Genomic DNA, 20,413 nt, shown 5'->3' on the forward strand with positions numbered 1-20,413 from the left:
GTGATGACTCCGACGCAAAAAAAGAAAATAGGCTGCCATCAACAAGAATAAATAATGGGAGGAGTACATGGATACAGCGGGTCGCCTGCGCGCGATGGCTGTGCTGTGCCGTCAGACGGCCGCGCGTCATCCTGATCGCAGTTGGAAATTGCTCGCCGAAGCTGAGTTTTGGGAGCATATGGCTAATGATGCGGAGCCCGATCATTTCGACCAATGCTCGACTTGCTCGCCGCTTCCTGGAGAGCGCCGTATCACACAACCCGCGCCGGCACCTGCCGAGTGACTGCGGAACAAAACAATTCGTTAGCTTCTGTGTGCCTAACATGAAGAGTGCCGTTCACCGCCGATTGCGGCACATTGGAATGGGAATGCCGGCCCCGGCTGTTTACCCCATCCTGCGGCTGGGGCCGTTTTGAACTTTCACAGCATCGTTCAAACCCGGTCCACAACCATGCTTAGAGGCATTGCCATAGCGCTATTCGGAATGGGCATCTTCTCGCAGCTCGATCAAGCGCTGTTCTACGGCCGCAATACCGAGGCCGCGCTCCGGCTCATGCGGGATATCGGCCGAGGCTTCGGACTGTAGGACACCGTCCGTGCGGCTCGTTGACCAGGCAGCGCGCCGCCACCGCCCTACTTCTTCAGCAATATTCCCTTCGCTCGCGCCATTCGCTTGACTGATCCAGCGTGGCGGCCCAATTCGGCAGCGATCTTCGATACACCAGCACCTTGCCGAGCCAGCACGACCAACCGTCGAACCTCTTGCTCAGTCCATTGCGCTGGCTTCGCTATCTTCATGGTGCGGCCCCACGACCTGCACCACTTAACGCCTTCTGACAGGGGCCAGCACTTGGGAATTTTACGGGTGGTGCGCCCGGGTCGATAGCTGGTTCAGACCATGGGCCGGCATGCACGCGCCGCGGCCGGCGCGTTGGCTGCAACGCACTTTTCGCTTTTTACGAATATTGTTTGACTCCTCGGGCCAAACAGGCGCATGATGCCATCATGCCAGTGGTGCAGCCGGCAGGCGACGATGTCCGATCAGATCACCCCCATCACGTTTGCGCTCATCGTTCGAATACCCGCAGAGGGCGTGGCGGACTTCAGAGCCTACGAGGATGCGGTGCTGGCGTTGTTACCCGAGTTCAACGGACGTCTGGAGCGGCGGCTTCGCAACTCCGATGGCACGATGGAAGTGCACATCGTCAGCTTCGCATCGGAAGCGGCCTTCCAGAGCTATCGGAATGACCCGCGGCGGACGGCTCAAGCCTGGTTGCTGGAAAGATCGTCAGCCAAGCTGGAATTGCTTCCGATGATGGACGTCTGAGGGGCCGCCAAGCACAAAGCTCGTACGACCTTCTAGCCGGAGCCAAAGGCGCGACGTCCCTGGACGATGAGGGTAGTCCCGTCCTCGCACGCTGTTTCTTGGTCGGATCGTTTGGTTCACGGTATAGTAAAACGGACCGCTTCCGCATCCGATCACGCTTGAGCGAAAGTCCTGGGCCGACACGAGCCTGCAACAACGGGCCGGCATGCACGCGCCGTTAACCGGGACACCGTCACGATCCCATGAGCGATCTTTCACCGGATCCGACGGATGCACACGCTCGCCATGGCCGTTGCATACGGTCTCTACCTCGTCATCTTGATCGGAGCGATCGGGCTCGCGATCGTGGCCGTGTTTTGGCTGCCCGATCGCCTGCTTGGATTCAGGAGAGTCGAGGGAGTCGTGGTGGTGCCTCTGGCGACCATCGCGATCTGGCTTCTTTTGTCCTATGGAGCGGTGCCCCTGCCCGGCATCCTGATCACTAGTCCGCATAAGCTTCTGGCGGGTCTGGCACTTACCTGCGGATTGATCCGGTGCTTCGTCGAAGACAATTGGCTGTGACGCGTCACCCGATCGCGAAATCGGCCGCCGTCTCCGCGTGGATGGCCGTCGTATCGAACGTCTCCACCGATGTATCGGCGGCCCCCACCAGCATGGTGATCTCGGTGCAGCCGAGAATGATGCAGTCCGCGCCGCGCCCGACCAGCGCGGCCATCACCTCCTGATAGCGGCGGCGCGAGGGCGCGGCGACGACGCCAAGGCACAGCTCGTCATAGATGATGCGGTTCACGTCGGCCCGTTCCTCGGCCGTGGGAACGAGGACATCGAGATCATGCGCGCGCAGGCGATCGATGTAGAACGCCTCCTCCATCGTGAACTTCGTGCCGAGCAGCCCGACCCGCCGATATCGCCTGGCCCTGATACGCTTCGCCGTTGCGTCGCCGATGTCGATGAAGGGAATGGTCAGCTTCGCCACGATGTCGGGAGCCAGCTTGTGCATCGTGTTCGTGCACAGCACGATCGCGCGTGCGCCGGCGCGCTCGAGCCGCTGCGCCACCTCGGCGAGGCTCGCCCCCGCCTCGGCCCAGCGGCCGGCATATTGCATCTCCTTGATCTCCTGGAAGTCGTAGGAATACATCAGCAGCGGGGCCGAATGCAGCTTCCCCATGCGATCCCGGACGCGCTCGTTGATGAGCTTGTAGTAGAGCGCGGTGCTCTCCCAGCTCATGCCGCCGATCAGGCCAATCGTTTGCATCCAGCGTCTCCGGCAAATGGTGTGATCGGATCGTAGCGGAAACCGTCGAGGCTCGCCACGCTCGCCGGTTGACGAGCCACGCTCCCGACGCTACATGGCCATGTCGGAAAAGGCAGACTTGGTCTGGTAAGCCCAAGTCCTTTCGGTGACGAAAGCTCTGGTCTTTGGCCTCGCGCCGGAGATCCCCACGACGAACACCGGTCGCCGCTGAGGCGATCCATGGTTCGTCCGTGAGGTTCTCAGGTTCGGGAAACGCTCCGGTCGAACATCGACAGTCGACAACGGAGCAAATCATGCAACATCCCGACACATTCCTTTATGACGTCATCATCGCCGGCGCGGGCCCCGTCGGCCTGTTCCTGGCCTGCGAGCTCAGGCTGGCAGGTTGTTCGGTGCTGGTGCTGGAAAAGGCGCAAGACCCGCATTCGCCGCTCAAGAGCCTGCCGTTCGGACTGCGTGGGCTTTCAGTGCCGAGCATCGAGGGTCTGGATCGCCGCGACCTGCTCAACGATCTCAGGCGCCGTGCAGCCGGCCGCGACACGCCGGCGGCCGCGCACTGGATGCAGCAGCAGCGCCGCCCGGGCGGCCATTTCGCGGGCATCCCGTTCTTTCACGATCAGATCGACAGCACACAATGGCGCTATCGCGCGCCCGGGCCGATCGGCAGCCTCGCGGCCGACATGGCGAGCATCGAAGCGGTCTTCGCCGTCCGCGCCGGAACGCTCGGCGTCGAGATCCGGCGCGGCTGCGGTGTCGAGTCTTTCATGCAATCGGACGATGGCGTCACCGTGGAAACGGCTGGTGCAAGGGCCCGAGGCCGCTGGCTGGTCGGCTGCGATGGCGGACGCAGCCTGGTGCGAAAGGCTGCTGGCATCGGTTTCGTCGGCACCGATCCGGAATTCACCGGCTATTCCGTAGAGGTCGAATTGGCCGATCCAGCCGCGCTCACGCCGGGCCGGCACTACACGGCGTCGGGCATGTACACCTATGCAGCGCCCGGCACGATCGCGATGGTCGATTTCGACGGTGGTGCCGCCCACCGCACCGAGCCGAACCGCGACCGGATCGAAGCGGTCCTGCGCAAGGTCTCGGGCACCGATGTGAAGGTGGCGAGGCTTCAGCTTGCCACCACCTGGACCGACCGCGCGTGTCAGGCAAGCTGCTATCGCAAAGGCCGTGTGCTGCTGGCGGGCGATGCCGCGCACATCCATTCGCCGCTCGGAGGCCAGGGCCTCAACCTCGGCCTTGGCGATGCGATGAACCTCGGCTGGAAGCTCGCCGCAACCATTCGCGGCGACGCACCGGCCGGCCTGCTCGATACTTACGAGGACGAGCGACAGCCGGTGGGAGCGCGGGTCCTCGACTGGTCGCGTGCCCAGGTCGCACTGATGCGTCCCAGCAGGAGCTCGCGCGCTCTGGAAGCGATAATCCGCGATCTCATCGACACACGCGACGGGGCCACCTATTTCGCCGAGCGCGTCTGGGGCGTCTCGCTTCGCTACGATCTCGGCGATTCCCATCCACTGGTGGGCCGCAGCGTGCCCGACTTCGCCCTCGATGATGGGACCCGACCCGCCGATCTGCTGAGGACAGGACAGGGACTGCTGCTGGACTTCGATGCCCGCTCGTCGCTCGAGGTCCTTGCGCGTCGCTGGCGCGGGCGGATCAACCATGTCGCAAGCAACGCCGGGGACCTGATGGGCCTGACGGCCCTGCTCGTGCGGCCGGACGGCATCGTGAGTTGGGTCAGCGAGGGGACGCCGGATGTTGAGAACGCGTCCCGGGCCGCAATACGGTGGTTCGGTGAACCCGATTGACGCGTGAGACATGAGCTCCGTTCGAACGCGAAGCGGAATCAGCGACACTATCTCTGCACAGTGAACGCTCTCGCCCGTCCAGGGGCGACACCGGGAGGATCAACGGAACTGGCGGTTGATTGCGGTGGGCACGGTGCTGCTGGTGCTGGCCGTGCTGTTCTTCCTCTCGATGCGCGACATGACGTCGTGGTCCAATGATCCCGTCGCTTTGATGCGCGCGGTCGGAGAGGTGTCCGGCGGCATCGCCGGCGTCAGCCTCGTCATGATCGTGTTCGGCCTGATCGGCCGCAAGGCGCCGGCCTGACAAGGCGACAGGAATCGGCGTTAACGACGTTTAACGGTTCCAGCTTCAGCAAGAATCGCTTCGAAGTTTCTTAAATTTTGCTGGGTAGCTGTTCCGGGTCGAAGTGATCCGGGGACAGAGATGGCGAAGCGGGCCAAACGTGGAAAGACGCAGACGCTCGCAGTGCCAACGGTCGCCAGAGTTGCCATTGGCGCCGTGGCGGCCGCCGCTTTGGGCTACGGTTTGCTGTCCCGCCCGGCGACCGTTCAGCCAACGCGGAAGCCGGCCGCGCACCAGGCCCAGGCGTCGTCGTCTCCGGTTTACGTGGCACCTCCCGTTCATGCATCCGTGCCAGTTCCGACTCCGGCTCCGAGTCCAGCCCCGGCGCCCCTGGTCGAACCACCAAAGGCCGCTGACGGTCCAGGAGCTCTTGTCCGACAGGTGGTCGACTACGCCAGCCACCAGGCGCCGGGCACCGTGATCATCGACACCAAGAACACGTTCCTCTATCTCGTTCTGAACGACACACAGGCGATGCGCTACGGCATCGGTGTCGGTCGCGAGGGGTTCACATGGTCCGGTGAGCAGACCGTGGCCCGCAAGACAGAATGGCCGGATTGGCGTCCGCCTGCCGAGATGCTGGTGCGTCAACCCTATCTGCCGCGGTTCATGGCCGGCGGTCCGAGCAACCCGCTCGGCGCCCGGGCGATGTATCTGGGTGAGACCGAATACAGAATTCACGGCACCAACAAGCCCGATACGATCGGAAAGCGCGTGTCGTCCGGCTGTATCCGGCTGACCAATGACGACGTGACGGACCTTTACGAGCGGGTGAAAGTCGGAGCGAAAGTGATCGTGCTTCCGACCGGCCCGACCCGCCGGCCATCCGACACCGCCTTGCGAACGCCGGACGCGGCATCGCCGCCGAACCGGCCCTCGTCGGCCAACGCACTGACGACGTCATCTGGACCCAAGGTGGCCGAGGCCCAGTGACGGCGCGCTCTGTCGTCGGGCCGGCTTACGACGCCTTCTGCTTCGCTTCCACATATCGCGCAAAATTGTCGAGGATGGCCTGCCAGCCGCCTTGCTGCTGCTCGACCGAGTAAGTCGATTCAGCATCAAAGACGACGCGGACGGTGACGCCCTTCGCCCCGGGGACGAACTCGACTTCCGCCTTGCGGTCGCCGAACGTATATTCGATCAGCTTGTGCTCGACGATCGTGGTGTAGATGCCGGCGAAGTCAAACCCCATGCTGCCGTCCTTGGCCTCCATGCGCGACGAGAACACGCCGCCTTCGCGTAAGTCCACCGTCGCTTTGGTCGTGTGCCAGTCGTCCGACGCGGCGTTCCACTTCACGATGTCGGCAGGCGTCGTATAGGCGCGCCAGACCTGATCGATCGGGGCGGCGATGCTGGTTTCGACGGTGATCCTCATGGGGTATTGCTCCAGTTCGATTTCAAAGTTCGAGCTGACGACTCGCTTCGCGCATGCTGCGCGCACATCCGGTATGCCTAGCGAGACGTCTGCCCAAGGACGATCGAGACCGGCTCGTCCCGACATGGCCGCGCCGCCGACGTGCAATTATTTCGAGAAAAGTTTCGTCGGCATGATGGCGACCTTCGAATAGCGCATGGACGCCGGATCGCCCATGGCGATAGCACGAGCTCCACGATAAAATACCGACTGCGGCACATCGGACACAACACTTGGAAAGAAGACGATGGCTTTCTGGATTGCGGGTGCAGTTGGATCGGTGATCGCCTATCTGCTCGGCTCGATCCCCACGGGCTATATGGCCGGAAAACTGCTTCAAGGAATCGACATTCGCGAGCACGGCTCGAGGTCGACGGGCGCCACAAATGTGTTGCGGACCCTCGGCAAATGGCCCGCGTTGGCGGTTCTGGTCATCGACGTGCTGAAGGGCATGGCAGCGATCCTCGTCGCTCGCTGGTTTTGTCCGTGGCTGACGACCGAGCTCTCGGCGGCGCCGCCGACAACGGCCGAACTGCAAGCCTGGGTGCCATGGATTGTGTGCGTCGCCGGCATTGCCGCGCTGCTCGGTCATGGCCGCTCGATCTGGCTGAATTTTTCGGGCGGCAAGTCGGCGGCGACCGGGCTCGGCGTGCTGCTGGCGATGTCGTGGCCGGTGGGCCTCGGAACAGCCGCGGTGTTCGGCCTGATGCTGGCTATCGGGCGGATCGTCTCGCTCAGCTCGATGCTCGCGGCGGTGACGGCCATCGTTCTCGTCTTCGGCTTGGCGCACCCGCTTCCGTATCGGCTGCTGGTGATCGCAGGCGGCTTCTACGTCATCATGCGCCACCGCGCCAACATCGGGCGGCTGCTTGCGGGCACGGAGCCGCGGCTGGGGCAGAGCAGCCCGCAGCTCGGTTCACCGCCTTACTGAGCCTCCAGCGCCGGCAGCCCGGGCGGAGCCTTGCGCATGTTCGTGGCCTGCTCATAGGCGTAAGCCAGACGCAGCAACTTGTGCTCGCTCCAGGCTCTCCCCGCGAAGGTGATGCCGAGCGGATAGTCCGGCGTCTCCTTGTCGCCGACGCCGGAGACCAAACCACACGGCACCATGACGCTGGGATAGCCCGCCCTGGCAGCGATCGCCGCACCTTCGCTTCCGGGGAAAAGCACGGCATCAAGCTTGTGCTGGTTCATATAGGCATCCATGCCCCGTGTCCGGGCGCTGAGAAAGTCCATGGCAACTGCGAACTTGTACTCGCGCTCGCGCAAATCGCCTCTGGTGAGATCGGCGGCGAGGAACAGATCCTGGCCGAATCGCATCGCCTTCTCTGCATTTGCCGCGTTGAAGGCAACGATGTCGGAGATGGTCTTCATATCGGTGTCGATCGCCCAATCCTTCAGATACAGATTGAGATCGCGCTTCAGCTCGTAGATGCAGACGATCCGCTGCGCGACCGCTTGGCCCTTGTTGCCGCTGAGCGGATTGCGGTTGAGCACGGCCATGATCGTTCCCGGTCCGCTCATCCAGCCGCGCTCGGGCATACCGGCACGCACAATCACGGCGCCGAGATCCTCCAGCACGTTGATCGCGTCGGTCGTCACCTTCGTCCATTCGGATGACAGCCTGCCGTAGAACGGATCGTTCAAGGGATCCGCCGGATCGCTCGGCACGCCGATCCGCGCACCTTTCAGCGCGTCACGCGCGAGATCGGCTGTGTAATCGGCAGGCCGCTTCTGCCGCTCCGTCGCGGGATCGCGCGGATCCTTGGCCGCCAGCACGTTGAGCAGCATCGCCGCATCGCGGACGTTGCGCGTCATCGGCCCTGCAGTGTCCAGGCTGTGCGCGATTGGCACGATGCCGGCGCGGCTGATCAGCCCGACTGTCGGCTTCACGGTGACGAGGCCATTCTGACCCGCGGGGAACAGCAGCGAGCCCGAGGTCTCGGTGCCAACGGACGCGGCACACAGGCCTGCCGCCACCGCGACCGCAGACCCTGCGCTCGAGCCGCCCGGGGTTACGACCGGGATACCCCGATCGTCCATCAGCGTCGGCGCATAGGGGTTCTTCACCTGACCACCCAGCGACGAGTAGCCGTCGGGCATGCCGAGCGCGAACATGTTGGAAAATTCGGTCAAATTCGCCTTGCCGAGGATGACCGCGCCGGCCTTGCGCAGCAGCTTGATGACGGTGGCGTCGCGCCTCGCACGCGCGCCTTCCAGCGCCAGCGAGCCGGCCGTGGTCGGCTGCTGGTCCGACGTCGCGATGTTGTCCTTCACCAGAATGGGCACGCCCGCCAGCGGGCGACTGGCCGATGGCTTCGTGCCGTCGAGCTTGCCAGCGATCGCGAGCGCATCCGGATTGAGCGTGCGGACGGAGTTCAGCATCGGCCCGGCGCGGTCATAGGCCGCGATGCGCGCCAGATAGGCCCTTGTCAGCGCAGTCGCGGTGATGCGCCCGTCGGCGAGGGCCTCGATGATGTCACTCATCGGCGCGTCCTCGAGCCTCGGCTCCGACAGTTGGGTGCGAACCACCGCCGCACCGCGGCGGGCTGCCTTCTTCATGACTGCCTCTTGAAACGGATGTATGCTACAAAACGTAGCATTTATCCCGAAGCGGCGACAAGGTGATGCGGAGCGATTGATGGAGTGCACGATCCGGCCAGCGCTTGCCGAGGACGCCGCCGATATCAGCGCCGTCATCCTGCGTGCGCTGCGCGAAACCAATGTGAAGGACTATAGCGGCGAGATCATCGCAAGCGTCGAGCGCAGCTTCAGCCCGGACGCCGTGTTGGCGCTGATGGCAAAACGGATCGTGTTTGTCGCCACCATCGGCGACCGGCTTGTTGGAACGGCAAGTCTCGATGGAAGCGTCGTCCGCACCGTGTTTGTGGCGCCCGACGTCCAGGGCCGGGGCGTCGGCAAGCTGCTGATGGCCGAGATCGAGGGCGCGGCGCGCGAGCGCAACATCCGGTCGCTGACCGTGCCCTCGTCAGTCACCGCCGAGAGCTTCTATGCGCGGCTCGGGTTCAATGCGGTGCGCGACAGCTACCATGGCGATGAGCGCACGATCATCATGGAACGCGCGCTCGATGATCCGATCTAGCCCATAGCAGAGTCCCCAAGAGGAAAGAGCCCTCACCCGCGCCTGCGGCGCGACCTCTCTCGCAAGCCGGAGAGGTCGGGACAGAGCGGCGCGTCCCTGACTCACGCCACCAGTGCGGCGTCCTCGTCCGCGGCATCGATGCCGCGCTGCGCCGCCAGCAGGCTGATGATCTCGGCGTTCGGCCGCGCCTTGCTGAACAGAAAACCCTGGCCCTCGTCGCAGCCTTCAGTGCGGAGGCAGCTCAGCTCGGCTTCGGTCTCGACGCCTTCGGCGGTGATGATGACCCCGAGGCCCTTGCCGAGACTGACGATGGAGCGGATGATCGCCTGCGCTTCGCGGTTGGCCCCCAGGTCGCGCACGAAGGACTGGTCGATCTTGATCTTGTCGAACGGGAAGCTGCGTAAATAGCTGAGGCTGGAATAGCCGGTGCCGAAATCGTCCATCGAGATGCGTACGCCAAGGGCACGCAACGCATGCAGCGTGGCCAGCACTTGCGCGCTTTTCTCGAGCAGCAGCGTTTCGGTGATCTCGAGCTCGAGCCGGCGCGGCGGCAAGCCGGAATGCTTGAGCGCGTCCGTCACCATCGAGAGCAGATTGCCGCTGCGGAACTGGAGCGGCGACAGGTTGACGGCAACGCGGACATCGTCCGGCCAGGTCACCGCATCGAGGCAGGCCCGGCGCAGCATCAGGCCGCCGAGCGGATTGATCAGGCCGGTTTCTTCCGCGACCGGAATGAACTCGGCCGGCGAGATCATGCCGCGCTCGGCATGCGGCCAGCGGACCAGCGCCTCGAAGCCGGTGATGCGGCCGCTCGAGAGGTCGATCAGCGGCTGATAATACGGCCGCAGCACCTCGTTCTGAATCGCATCGCGCAGCTCGACCTCGATCTTGCGGCGGCTCTGCGCCTTTGCATCCAGCGCGGCCTCGAAGAAGGCGAAGCTGCCGCGCGCGTCCAGCTTGGCCCGCGACAGCGCCATGCCGGCGCTCTTGAGCAGCTTTTCGGACTCCTCGCCGTCGCCGGGCGACATTGCGATGCCGATGGAGGCGCCGATCACCACGGAATGGCCGTCGAGCAGATAGGGGTCGGCAATGGCCTCGAGCAGGCGTTTGGCCAGGCCCACGGCGTCTTCGGGCCGCATCAGGCCACTTTGCACGACCGCAAACTCGTCGGAGTTCAGCCGCGCCAAGACGTCCTCCTCGCGCAAGGTCGAGCGCAGGCGCTTGGCGACGCCTCGCAGCAGCTTGTCCCCGACCGCATGACCCAGCGTGTCGTTGACCGATTTGAAATTGTCGAGCCCGAGCATCAACACCGCGACCTTTTCGGGGCTGCGGCGCGTGTGTAGCAGCATCTCGTCCACCGCCTGGCGCAACTTGTTGCGGTTCGGCAGTCCGGTCAGCCCGTCATGCTGCGCCATGAAGGTGAGCCGCGCCTCGGCGCGCTTGCGTTCGGTGATGTCCATCAGCGCGAGTAGCACCGCAGGCCGTTCGCCGTAGGTCAGTTCGCGCGAATAAATCGCAAGGTCGATCAGCGCACCGTCGGCCTTGACGTGCTTCCAGGTGCGGCCGGCCTGCTCCTCATCGGAGCGATCGACGGTCCAGGGTGGCTCGCTGTCGAAGGCCTGCAGGGAGCGGATCTTCAGACGCTCGAACTCGGCGCGGCTGTAGCCGTAATGCGCGATCGCGGCATCATTGACGCCGAGGATGCACTCGTCGTCCAGCGCGCAGACGATCATGGGGACAGGATTGCCGTCGAACAGCAGTCGGAACGAGGCCTCACGCTGCTTCAATTCGGTGATGTCGACACGCAGGCCGACCACGCCGCCGTCCTCGGTGCGGCGCTCCTCGATCAGGATGACGCGGCCGTCGGACAGCGTCTGCTCGTGACGCTTGCCGGGCTCGTAGAGCTTCTTCAGCCGCTCGGCGATCCATTCGTCCTCGTGGCCGGCGGCCTCCGGATAGTCGCCGCGGGCGACGCCGACGCGCAGCGTGTCCTCGAGGCGCGCGCCTTCCTGAAACAGATCGGCGGTCTTGCTGTAGATCTCCGAATATTGCTTGTTCCAGAGGACGTAGCGGCCTTCGGGATCCAGAATGACGATGCCCTGCGGCAGGAGGTCGATGGCCTGGCGCAATCGCTCGTGCGATTTGCGCGCGTCCGCGATAACAGCTTCAGCCTCCGCACGGCTCTGCACGAGCTGGTCGCGTTCGATGAGTCGACGAGGCGTGCGCGCAAATCGCGGCTTGCGCGGCTGTCGGCCGCCTCCAGCAAGCACGGTGCGCTTACGTTTTCTTGGTTCTTTGGACCCCAAACTCAACTTCACTCGTCCTAGCCGCCCCCGCGGCCGCAAGTCTTGCTCCAAGTGTCTGAAAGAAAGGTAATCCTGGCCCGCGACGGCAGGGAGCTGCTACTGCGCGCCGGATTGATTTGCCCGTTTGTAAGGCGCGAGAAGCGTGATCAGGCGCGCGAGGAGATGCAAAAACGCGCAGTCTCCATGAATCAATTCCGGAACCCAGGTCGCTTGCATGCAGGACGCGAGCGGCTCTCGCTGCGCGCACGAATTTTGATCAATGCGGGATAGAGTTATCGCGCCGTTAACAATCGCGGCCGCATGAGGTGCCGGATCATTCGGTGACCCCCGCGCGGCGTTGAGCTATAAGGAATCTGCATGAGTCCTCGCCGCATCGCCCCTCTCCTGCTCGTCATGACGCTCCTGGCCGTCGGCGGCGCGCTGGCCCAGGACAAGGGCAGCGTCAACCCGAAGCCGTTGCCGCCGCTCGCCCATCCGAACGATCCCAAGACCGCGGCCAAGGAGCTGTTCGCGCGGAAGCTGCTGCCCTCGGCCGGGCCGACGCGCGTCATCGGCTCCTATGTGAAGGGCTGCATCGGCGGCGCGCAGCAGATGCCGGTCAACGGCGACTTCTGGCAGGTGATGCGGCTGTCGCGTAACCGCAATTACGGCCATCCCGACATGATCGCGCTGCTCAAGCGCCTCGCTGCCAAGGCGCACAAGGACGCAGGATGGCCGGGTATTCTGGTCGGCGACATCGGGCAGCCGCGCGGCGGGCCGGCACTGTCAGGCCATGCCAGCCACCAAATCGGATTGGACGCCGATATCTGGCTGACGCCGATGCCGGAGCATCGGCTCTCGCGCGAGGAGCGCGAGGAGATGTCGGCGGTGATGATGGTGCGCGACGATCGGCTCGACATCGATCCGAAGGTGTTCACCCCTGGCCATGTGCTGGTGCTGCGCGACGCCGCGCAGGAGCCGGCGGTGCAGCGCATCTTCGTCAATCCCGCGATCAAGAAGGCGCTGTGCCGCGAGGCGACCGGCGACCGCTCCTGGCTGTCGAAGATCCGCCCGTGGTGGGGCCACGACTATCATTTCCACATCCGCATGCGCTGCCCGGCGGGATCAGGCGAATGCCAGGGCCAACCGTCGCAATCCGAGGACGAAGGCTGCAAGCCCTCCGATTTCGCCTACTGGTTCAGCGAGGGCGTGCTGCATCCCAAGCCGCCCGCCGAGCCGCCGAAACCGAAGCCGCCGATCACGCTGGCCCAGATGCCGGCGGCCTGCAAAGCCGTTCTGCACGCGCCGGATGCGAAGCGATAGCGGGCTTTGGTGAGCAAATTGCCACCCCAACCTCCGCTGTCGTCCCGGGGCGCGAAGCGAGCCCGGGACCCATACTCCCAGGCAGGAGTGTGGTGCGAGATAGCAACTCTGAGCCTTCGCCAAACACGATCCTGTGGTTATGGATCCCGGGCTCGCGCTACGCGCGCCCCGGGATGACGAGAGAGGAATGGGGCGGCGTACCCCGGGGGTGACGGGCACGTTGGTTGGTTCCGACGGCCTTTGACCTCCGGCCCCAGCCTGCTATCTTCGCAGTTGCGATCTCCCCGCCGGCCGTAAGCCGTCGTGGGGACACGTGGAACAGCGCTTCCGCCCGTCGCGACCGATCCATCCAACGCCAGATTTGCGCCTGCGTCCTAGGCGCGCGCGGGCTCGCACGGAGCGCCATCCATGTATCGACTTGCCGGATTTTTCACCGCCTTCGTCATGCTCGCGGGAGCGAGCCTCTCGCCCGTCAGCGCCGAGGACAAGACCATCACGATCTTCGCCGCGGCGTCGATGAAGAACGCGCTCGACGAGATCGATGCCGCCTACACCGCCAAGACAGGCATCAAGTTCAGCGTCAGCTATGCCGCGAGCTCGGTGCTCGCCAAGCAGATCGAGCAGGGCGCGCCGGCCGACGTGTTCGTCTCCGCCGACACCGACTGGATGGACTATGCGATCTCCAGGAAGACCATCAACGAGCCGTCCAGAGTCAACCTGCTCGGCAACAGCATCGTGCTGATCGCACCGAAGGATTCAAGGATCGACAACGTCACCATTTCCCAAGGCTTCGACCTCGCCAAGCTCGCCGGCGACGGCAGGATCGCGACCGGCGACGTCAAGTCCGTGCCGGTCGGAAAGTACGCCAAGGCCGCGCTTGAAAAGCTCGGCGCCTGGCAGGCGGCCGAGCCGAAATTCGCCATGGCCGAGAGCGTGCGCGCCGCGCTGACGCTGGTGGCGCGCGGTGAGGCCGCGCTCGGCATCGTCTATTCCACCGACGCCAAGGTCGAGCCCGGCGTGAAGATCGTCGGCACCTTCCCGGCGGACTCGCATCCGGCGATCATCTATCCCGTAGCGGCGACCGCGACCGCGAAGGACGAAACCAACGCCTATCTCGCCTTCCTGCGCACCTCGGCCGCCAAGGCCATTCTGGAAAAATACGGTTTTAAATTCCTGATCAGCCCCACAATGTAATCTTTGCGATCTGACATCACCACTTGATGCTCGACATCTCTCCCGCCGAATGGACGGCGATCCTGCTCTCGCTCAGGGTCGCCGTCGTCGCGACGCTGATGGCAACGCCATTCGGCATCGCGCTGGCGTGGTTGCTCGCCCGCAAGGATTTTTGGGGCAAGTCGGTGCTGGACGCCGTCGTGCATCTGCCGCTGGTGCTGCCGCCTGTTGTCACCGGCTATCTCCTGCTTCTCACCTTCGGCCGCCGCGGCCTTGTCGGCGGCTTTCTCGCCGATCATCTCGGCATCGTCTTCGCCTTTCGCTGGACTGGAGCTGCGCTCGCCTGCGGCTTGATGTCGTTTCCGCTGCTGGTGCGCCCAATGCGGCTGTCGATCGAGGCGATCGACCGCCGGCTGGAGCAGGCCGCCGAAACGCTGGGCGCCGCGCCTTTCGAGGTGTTCTTCACGGTGACGCTGCCGCTGGCACTGCCCGGCGTGCTCGCCGGCATGGTGCTCGGCTTTGCCAAGGCGATCGGCGAGTTCGGCGCCACCATCACCTTCGTCTCCAACATCCCCGGTGAGACCCAGACGATTTCGTCGGCGATCTATTCCCTGATCCAGACACCGGACGGCGACGCCGCCGCGGGACGACTGGTGATCGTCTCTGTTGTGCTCGCCCTCGGCGCCCTCATCGCCGCCGAATGGTTCGCCCGCCGCGCCACCGCGCGCCTGCACGGGAACTGATCATGCTGCGGGTCGACGTCGAAAAACAACTCGGTGAGTTTTCGCTCTCGGCGTCGTTCTCGAGCGAAGGCCGCGTCACCGGCCTGTTCGGCGCCTCCGGCGCCGGCAAGACATCGCTGATCAACATGATCGCAGGCATCTTGCGGCCCGACCGCGGCACCATCGTCATCGACGGCGAAACTGTCGATGACACCGCTGCCGGCATCCACGTGCCGACATGGCGCCGTCGCATCGGCTACGTGTTCCAGGATGCGCGGCTGTTTCCGCATCTCAACGTCGCGCAAAATCTCGATTATGGCAGGCGGATGAACCGCCTTGCATCCGATCCGGCCCAGCGCACGCGCGTCATCGAGTTGCTCGACATCGGCGCGCTGCTCGATCGCCGTCCCGGAAAATTGTCCGGCGGAGAGCGTCAGCGCGTCGCGCTCGGCCGCGCGCTGTTGTCGAAGCCGCGTCTGTTGCTGCTCGACGAGCCGCTCGGCGCGCTCGACGAGGCCCGCAAGCTCGAGATCCTGCCCTATCTGGTGCGGCTGCGCGACGAGGCTAATATTCCCATGGTCTATGTCAGCCACGACGTTGCCGAGCTGCGCCAGCTCGCAACGCAGATCGTGATGCTCAGGCAGGGCCGGGTGACGTCGTTCGGCGGGGTGAAGGTGCTGACGTGAAGGCCGGCACGCGTGCGCTGGTTAGAGTTGCCCCGCCCTGGCCTCAGCCACCGCAGTCATGCCCCGGCTCCATCCACGTGCTGCCTCTGGAATACTGGATTGCCCGCTTTCGCGGGCAATGACAGCGACAGTGTGCCTACCAGCCGCGATCGACGTTGCGGACGTCGCCGGTCCGGGCGTCGACATCGACCTCCATCCAGCGACCCCTGATGTCGCGGCCTTCGATCTGCCATTCATCGCCAAGGAAGTTCGTATCCGAGACCGTGACCACGCCAAGATCGGTCGCGGCGTCCAGTGCGGCCTGCATCGAGACCTGATCGCCCGTGTCATAAGCCATGGCCGGCGCCGCTGATCCCAAGCCAAGCGCGATGATGGCGGGCAGGATGAGTTTTCGCATGGATTGCTCCTGTCAGTTGCGTTGACCGTTACGCGGCTAAGAACGGACAACGCCGCGGAGCGTTCCGGAACCAGAAGTCACGAAACCGCGCAAATTGTCGGCGGTTGCGGCGATTTGGCGGCGCAGGCGCCACGATTGCGCAGACGTAGTTCCTTCTCGTGCCCCGGACTCAGCGCAGCACGTAAGTGATGCGCTGCTGAGCCGGGGCCCACAAGGCGACATCGATGTCCGCGCCTCCAGGTCCCGGCTCTGCGGAGCAGCGCAAGCGCTGCACCGCGTCCGGGACACGAGAGCGTCTAAACCCCCGCCACCGAGGCCCACAGCTCTGCCAGCTTGCGCCGCAGGGCCTGGCTGCGAGTCAGCGGCACGGGCGCCTCCTCCTCTTCCGGCAGACGGAGGCCGACGACGTTGACGCGGCCGCCGGAGATCGAGCGCGCCACGAGCACAATGGTGTCGAGCCCAAGTTCTGCGCCCTCTTTCGGCGCGCGATCGAGATGGACGTCGAAATAATCTGCCAGCGTGAGCTTGCCCTCCTCGTCGCTGACCTTCACGCCGTAGATCTCGGCGAGCTCGGCGAGGGTATGCTCGCCCGACACCATGAAGTCGCCGAGCAGATGCGGATCGGGCGCCGTGCTCGGCTGCATGTCGACGAAGAAACGGTCGAGCGCCTCGGCTTTTTCCGGCGGCGCCAGCAGGTAGATGTAGTCACCGGGCGCGACCGGCTCGGCCTCTGTCGGCGTGAGGATGTTCTCTTTGCGGATCACCAGCGTCGGTTTGGACCAGGACGGAATCAGCCCGCGACGGAAATAGAGGCTCTTGGGCCGCACCGGATAGCCGACCAGCTGCTGCTCGAGTTGGCCCGGCAGATCCAGCTCGACACGTCGCGGGCCCCGCTCTGCGCGCGGCAGCGCCACATGCAGCTTGCGCGCGGCGGGCGCCAGCGTCCAGCCCTGCAGCAGCAGCGAAATGATGACGACGACGAAGGCGACGTCGAAATAGAGATAGGCCTTCGACAGGCCCACCAGCATCGGGATCGACGCCAGGAAGATTGCGACTGCGCCACGCAGGCCCGTCCAGGCGATGAAGATCTTTTCACGCCAGTTGAAGCGGAACGGCGCAAGACAAACGAACACCGCGATCGGCCGCGCCACCAGCATCAGCACCAGCGAGACGGCAATCGCAGGCAGCACGCTGGAGCCGAGCCGGCTCGGCGACACCAGCAGGCCGAGCAGTACGAACATCACGATCTGCGCCAGCCAGGTCGCGGCGTCGAGGAACGCCACCACTGAATTATGTGCGCGTGTCGGCCGGTTGCCGATGATGATGCCGGCAAGATAGACGGCGAGGAAGCCGGAGGCGTGCATGATCTGGGAGCCGCCGAAGATGACGAGCGCGGCCGTGGTGACGAACGGCGCATGCAGCCCCTGCGGCAGCGCCACCTTGTTGAGCCCGAGGACGACGAGATGTCCGCCGATAACGCCGACGACGGCGCCGAGCACCGCCTCCTGGATGAACTCCATCACCACATGGCCGGGCGTGCTCGATCCCAGCGAGATGTATTCGACCAGCATGAGCGTAAGGAAAATCGCGAACGGATCGTTGGTGCCGGATTCCGCTTCCAGCGTCGCCCCGACGCGCGGCCGCAGACGCAGGCCCTGGGTGTGCACCAGCAGGAACACGGCGGCGGCGTCGGTCGAAGCCACCACCGCGCCGACCAGCAGCGATTCCGTCCAATTGAGGTCGAGCGCGTATTTCGCGAATGGCGCCGTGATCAGCGCGGTGAGGAGCACGCCCGCAGTCGCGAGCATCACGGAGGGCGCGAGCACGGTGCGGATGCTGGCAAAGCGCGTCTTCAGCCCGCCGTCGAACAGGATCAGGGCCAGCGCCACCGAGCCGACCAGATAGGTGGTGCCGACATCGTTGAACTGGAGCTGGCCGGGACCCGCATCGCCTGCCAGCATGCCGATGGCTAGGAAGACCAGCAGCAACGGCGCGCCGAAGCGCAGCGCGAGCAGGCTCGACAGGATCCCGGCCATCACAAGGACGGCGCCGAGCAGAATGGCGATGCTGAAGGAGTCGAGGGAGGCCATTCACCTTCCGGGTATAATTCGCTGAAATTGCATCCTTATCGTCGCAGCACCGGCGCGCCAACCCATTTCTCCCGCTCGCGGCAATCTGACCGTATTTTGTGGCCTTAACGCGCCTCACTTCGCGGTGTATCGATGGCCCGGGCGCTGCCTTTGTGGGATTCGGCGGCGCCTTCGAATCACAATTCTCCCGCCTGCTTTTCCCGACGAGACCGCCCCCGATGGACATGGACCTCAAAGACCTCATGGAGTTCGTGCAGACCACCGCGCGCAGTGTCGGGGCGGAAATCGCCTCGCCCTGGTTCTATCTGCAATTCGGGCTCATTCTCGCAGCGGCCGGGATCGCCTATGCGGCCGAAGCCGCCATTCGCAACCGCGTCGACATGAGCTCGCTGGCGATGCGCTGGCCGCTGCCGCTCCGGCATTTTGTCCGCGTGATGGTCGCGAGCGCCTCGACGGCGGTGTTCACCCTGCTCGTCATCATCTCCCGCGTGGTGATGTATCACGCGACCTGGCCGAGCCGCAGCTATCTCCTGATGGTCGCCGCCAAGCTGGGATTGGCCTGGCTTGCGGTCCGGCTCGTGACCTCGGTGCTGCGCAACGCCTTCTTCGTCAGGCTGGTGTCGGTCGCGGCCTGGTTCGTCGCCGCGCTGTCCATCCTCGGCCAGCTCGATACTACGGTCGATCTGCTCGATTCCTACGCCATCGTGCTCGGCGGTCTCAGGCTGACACCGCTCCTGGTGCTCAAGGCCGGCGCCCTGCTGATCTTCGCGCTCTGGCTTACCAACATCGCCAGCAATTTCGCCGAGAGCAAGATCAACTCGACGGCCGATCTGACGCCGTCGGTGCAGGTGCTGCTGATCAAGATCATTCGCATCGGACTGCTTGCGGTCGCGATCGTGATCGCGCTCGGCACCGTCGGCATCGACCTCTCGGCGCTTGCAGTATTCTCCGGCGCGGTCGGCGTCGGTATCGGTATCGGCCTGCAGAAGATCGTCGCCAACTTCATCTCCGGGATCATCCTGCTCGCCGACAAATCGGTGAAGCCGGGCGACCTCGTCACCATCGGCGACAATACCGGGCGCATCAGTGCGATGAAGACGCGCTATATTTCCGTGGCTGCCGGCGATGGCCGCGAATTCCTGGTGCCCAACGAGGATCTGGTGACGCAGAAGGTCGTCAACTGGACCTACACCGACAAGAACACGCTGGTGAAGATCACCTTCGGTACCAATTACGACGCCGACCCCAAGCTGGTCTGCAAGCTCGCGATCGAGACCGCTTCGGCCCATCCGCGCGCACAGAAGGGCAAGCCGCCGAACTGCCTGCTGACCGAGTTTGCCGAAGCCGGCATGAAGTTCTCGCTGACGCTCTGGCTCGCGGATCCCGACGGCATGGATGCCGTCAAGAGCGAGGTGATGCTCGCACTGTGGGAGGCCTTCAAGCGCGAGGGCATCCGGGTTCCCTACCCCGTCCGCGAAATCCGCGTCCGCGGCGGGGCGCTGCCGGTGGAAACCACCGTAGAAGTCCCGAATTAGGCCCGCTTTCGGGCGCAAATGAGGCTCGGCTTGCATGGAGGCGGGCAATCATTAAATTAGGGCCTGAAATCAAGCCTTTCCGCCAACGTCGATACCAGCCCGGAAGACCGCCCAAGCATGAGCTACGTCGAAGCCACCGATACCTCCCTGCGCAAGACCGGACAGATCAAGCTGCATGGGCCGGCCGCCTTTGCCGGCATGCGCAAGGCGGGTGCCCTGGTAGCGAAATGCCTCGACGAGCTCACCGACATCGTCGGCCCCGGCGTGCCGACCGAGCGCATCGACGAATTCGTCCGCGACTTTGCCTTCAGCCACGGCGCCTATCCGGCGACGCTGATGTATCGCGGTTATCGCTACTCGACCTGCACCTCGCTCAACCACGTGGTCTGCCATGGCATGCCCGGCGACCGCCCGCTGAAGGAAGGCGACATCGTCAACATCGACGTCACCTTCATCGTCGACGGCTGGTACGGCGATTCCAGCCGGATGTATGCGGTCGGCCCGATCGCCCGCAAGGCCGAGCGGCTGATCGAAGTGACCTATGAAGCGATGATGCGCGGCATCGCCGCGGTGAAGCCCGGCGCCACCACCGGCGACATCGGCCACGCCATCCAGAGTTTTGTGGAGCCGCAGGGTATGAGCGTGGTCCGCGATTTCTGCGGCCATGGTTTGGGCCGGATGTTCCACGACGAGCCGAACATCATCCATATCGGCCGTCCCGGCGAAGGCGTGCAACTCAAGCCCGGCATGTTCTTCACCATCGAGCCGATGATCAATCTCGGCAAGCCGCATGTGAAGATCCTGTCCGACGGCTGGACCGCGGTGACCCGCGACCGCTCGCTGTCGGCGCAGTTCGAGCACTCCGTCGGCGTCACCGCAACGGGCGTCGAGATCTTCACGCTCTCGGAGCGGCACGGCGAGAAGCAGATCGGGTGATCTTGTCGCC

19 protein-coding genes are annotated in these 20,413 nt (G+C 64.5%); 13 read left to right on the forward strand and 6 right to left on the reverse strand.

Annotation, left to right across the window (positions count from 1 at the left end; genetic code table 11):
- Window positions 1–1,033 precede the first annotated feature (1,033 nt).
- Together BM374_RS13740 and BM374_RS13745 are read left to right on the forward strand one after the other, a co-directional pair.
- The gene (locus BM374_RS13740; RefSeq protein WP_092293460.1) at window positions 1,034–1,327 is read left to right on the forward strand and encodes a hypothetical protein; all 294 of its coding nucleotides are present in this window, start codon (window positions 1,034–1,036) and stop codon (window positions 1,325–1,327) included.
- A gap of 270 nt (window positions 1,328–1,597) precedes the next feature.
- Entirely contained in the window at window positions 1,598–1,888 is a 291-nt protein-coding gene (locus BM374_RS13745) for a hypothetical protein (RefSeq protein WP_092292856.1), read from the forward strand.
- A 4-nt stretch (window positions 1,889–1,892) separates the two neighbouring features.
- Here BM374_RS13745 and BM374_RS13750 read toward each other — a convergent pair whose 3' ends face one another.
- A complete protein-coding gene (locus BM374_RS13750) occupies window positions 1,893–2,582 on the reverse strand; it encodes an aspartate/glutamate racemase family protein (protein ID WP_092292858.1) in 690 nt (229 codons plus the stop codon).
- A gap of 293 nt (window positions 2,583–2,875) precedes the next feature.
- Between BM374_RS13750 and BM374_RS13755 the strand changes: the two genes are divergently transcribed.
- From BM374_RS13755 to BM374_RS13765, 3 genes are all read left to right on the forward strand, one after another.
- Entirely contained in the window at window positions 2,876–4,399 is a 1,524-nt protein-coding gene (locus tag BM374_RS13755; RefSeq protein WP_092292860.1) for an FAD-dependent monooxygenase, read from the forward strand.
- Between the two features lie 115 nt (window positions 4,400–4,514).
- Window positions 4,515–4,703, forward strand: a complete 189-nt coding sequence (locus BM374_RS13760; RefSeq protein ID WP_143270185.1) for a hypothetical protein — start codon at window positions 4,515–4,517, stop codon at window positions 4,701–4,703.
- A gap of 120 nt (window positions 4,704–4,823) precedes the next feature.
- On the forward strand, window positions 4,824–5,675 hold the full coding sequence (locus BM374_RS13765; protein WP_092292864.1) for a L,D-transpeptidase: 852 nt from the start codon (window positions 4,824–4,826) through the stop codon (window positions 5,673–5,675).
- A gap of 25 nt (window positions 5,676–5,700) precedes the next feature.
- Here BM374_RS13765 and BM374_RS13770 read toward each other — a convergent pair whose 3' ends face one another.
- A complete protein-coding gene (locus tag BM374_RS13770) occupies window positions 5,701–6,117 on the reverse strand; it encodes an SRPBCC family protein (protein WP_177248282.1) in 417 nt (138 codons plus the stop codon).
- A 286-nt stretch (window positions 6,118–6,403) separates the two neighbouring features.
- Here BM374_RS13770 and plsY point away from each other — a divergent pair, with 286 nt between their 5' ends.
- Window positions 6,404–7,087 carry a glycerol-3-phosphate 1-O-acyltransferase PlsY gene (gene plsY / locus BM374_RS13775; protein WP_092292866.1) on the forward strand — a complete coding sequence of 228 codons (684 nt, stop codon included), beginning with the start codon at window positions 6,404–6,406 and terminating at the stop codon, window positions 7,085–7,087.
- On the opposite strand, the gene BM374_RS13780 is transcribed toward plsY, so the two are convergent.
- Window positions 7,081–8,715 (reverse strand): amidase family protein, encoded by a 1,635-nt coding sequence (locus tag BM374_RS13780; protein ID WP_092292868.1) that lies wholly within the window; start codon window positions 8,713–8,715, stop codon window positions 7,081–7,083. The two genes, plsY and BM374_RS13780, sit on opposite strands and share 7 nt — an antisense overlap.
- A gap of 79 nt (window positions 8,716–8,794) precedes the next feature.
- Between BM374_RS13780 and BM374_RS13785 the strand changes: the two genes are divergently transcribed.
- A complete protein-coding gene (locus BM374_RS13785) occupies window positions 8,795–9,256 on the forward strand; it encodes a GNAT family N-acetyltransferase (RefSeq protein WP_092293464.1) in 462 nt (153 codons plus the stop codon).
- A gap of 101 nt (window positions 9,257–9,357) precedes the next feature.
- On the opposite strand, the gene BM374_RS13790 is transcribed toward BM374_RS13785, so the two are convergent.
- Complete coding sequence (locus tag BM374_RS13790) at window positions 9,358–11,526, reverse strand: EAL domain-containing protein (RefSeq protein WP_092292870.1); 2,169 nt, start codon at window positions 11,524–11,526, stop codon at window positions 9,358–9,360.
- 393 nt (window positions 11,527–11,919) lie between these two features.
- Between BM374_RS13790 and mepA the strand changes: the two genes are divergently transcribed.
- The 4 genes from mepA (at window position 11,920) to modC (ending at window position 15,445) form a co-directional block, all read left to right on the forward strand.
- Window positions 11,920–12,864 carry a penicillin-insensitive murein endopeptidase gene (gene mepA, locus BM374_RS13795; RefSeq protein WP_092292872.1) on the forward strand — a complete coding sequence of 315 codons (945 nt, stop codon included), beginning with the start codon at window positions 11,920–11,922 and terminating at the stop codon, window positions 12,862–12,864.
- Between the two features lie 408 nt (window positions 12,865–13,272).
- Window positions 13,273–14,058 (forward strand): molybdate ABC transporter substrate-binding protein, encoded by a 786-nt coding sequence (gene modA / locus BM374_RS13800; protein ID WP_092292873.1) that lies wholly within the window; start codon window positions 13,273–13,275, stop codon window positions 14,056–14,058.
- 26 nt (window positions 14,059–14,084) lie between these two features.
- Window positions 14,085–14,780: a molybdate ABC transporter permease subunit gene (gene modB, locus BM374_RS13805; RefSeq protein WP_092292875.1), complete on the forward strand. Its 696-nt coding sequence runs from the start codon at window positions 14,085–14,087 to the stop codon at window positions 14,778–14,780.
- 2 nt (window positions 14,781–14,782) lie between these two features.
- Window positions 14,783–15,445: a molybdenum ABC transporter ATP-binding protein gene (gene modC / locus BM374_RS13810; protein WP_092293466.1), complete on the forward strand. Its 663-nt coding sequence runs from the start codon at window positions 14,783–14,785 to the stop codon at window positions 15,443–15,445.
- A gap of 136 nt (window positions 15,446–15,581) precedes the next feature.
- Here the strand turns inward: modC and BM374_RS13815 are convergent, their stop codons facing one another.
- Complete coding sequence (locus BM374_RS13815) at window positions 15,582–15,842, reverse strand: PepSY domain-containing protein (protein WP_092292877.1); 261 nt, start codon at window positions 15,840–15,842, stop codon at window positions 15,582–15,584.
- Between the two features lie 296 nt (window positions 15,843–16,138).
- Window positions 16,139–17,932 carry a potassium/proton antiporter gene (locus BM374_RS13820; RefSeq protein WP_092292879.1) on the reverse strand — a complete coding sequence of 598 codons (1,794 nt, stop codon included), beginning with the start codon at window positions 17,930–17,932 and terminating at the stop codon, window positions 16,139–16,141.
- Window positions 17,933–18,150: 218 nt separating this feature from the next.
- On the opposite strand from BM374_RS13820, the gene BM374_RS13825 reads away from it, so the two are divergent.
- Both BM374_RS13825 and map read left to right on the forward strand, forming a co-directional pair.
- The gene (locus BM374_RS13825) at window positions 18,151–19,467 is read left to right on the forward strand and encodes a mechanosensitive ion channel family protein (protein WP_177248283.1); all 1,317 of its coding nucleotides are present in this window, start codon (window positions 18,151–18,153) and stop codon (window positions 19,465–19,467) included.
- Window positions 19,468–19,584: 117 nt separating this feature from the next.
- Window positions 19,585–20,403: a type I methionyl aminopeptidase gene (map, locus tag BM374_RS13830; protein WP_092292883.1), complete on the forward strand. Its 819-nt coding sequence runs from the start codon at window positions 19,585–19,587 to the stop codon at window positions 20,401–20,403.
- Window positions 20,404–20,413: the final 10 nt, after the last annotated feature.

Origin of the sequence: Bradyrhizobium sp. Ghvi (genome assembly GCF_900115265.1) — a bacterium.
Taxonomy (GTDB): Bacteria; Pseudomonadota; Alphaproteobacteria; order Rhizobiales; family Xanthobacteraceae; genus Bradyrhizobium.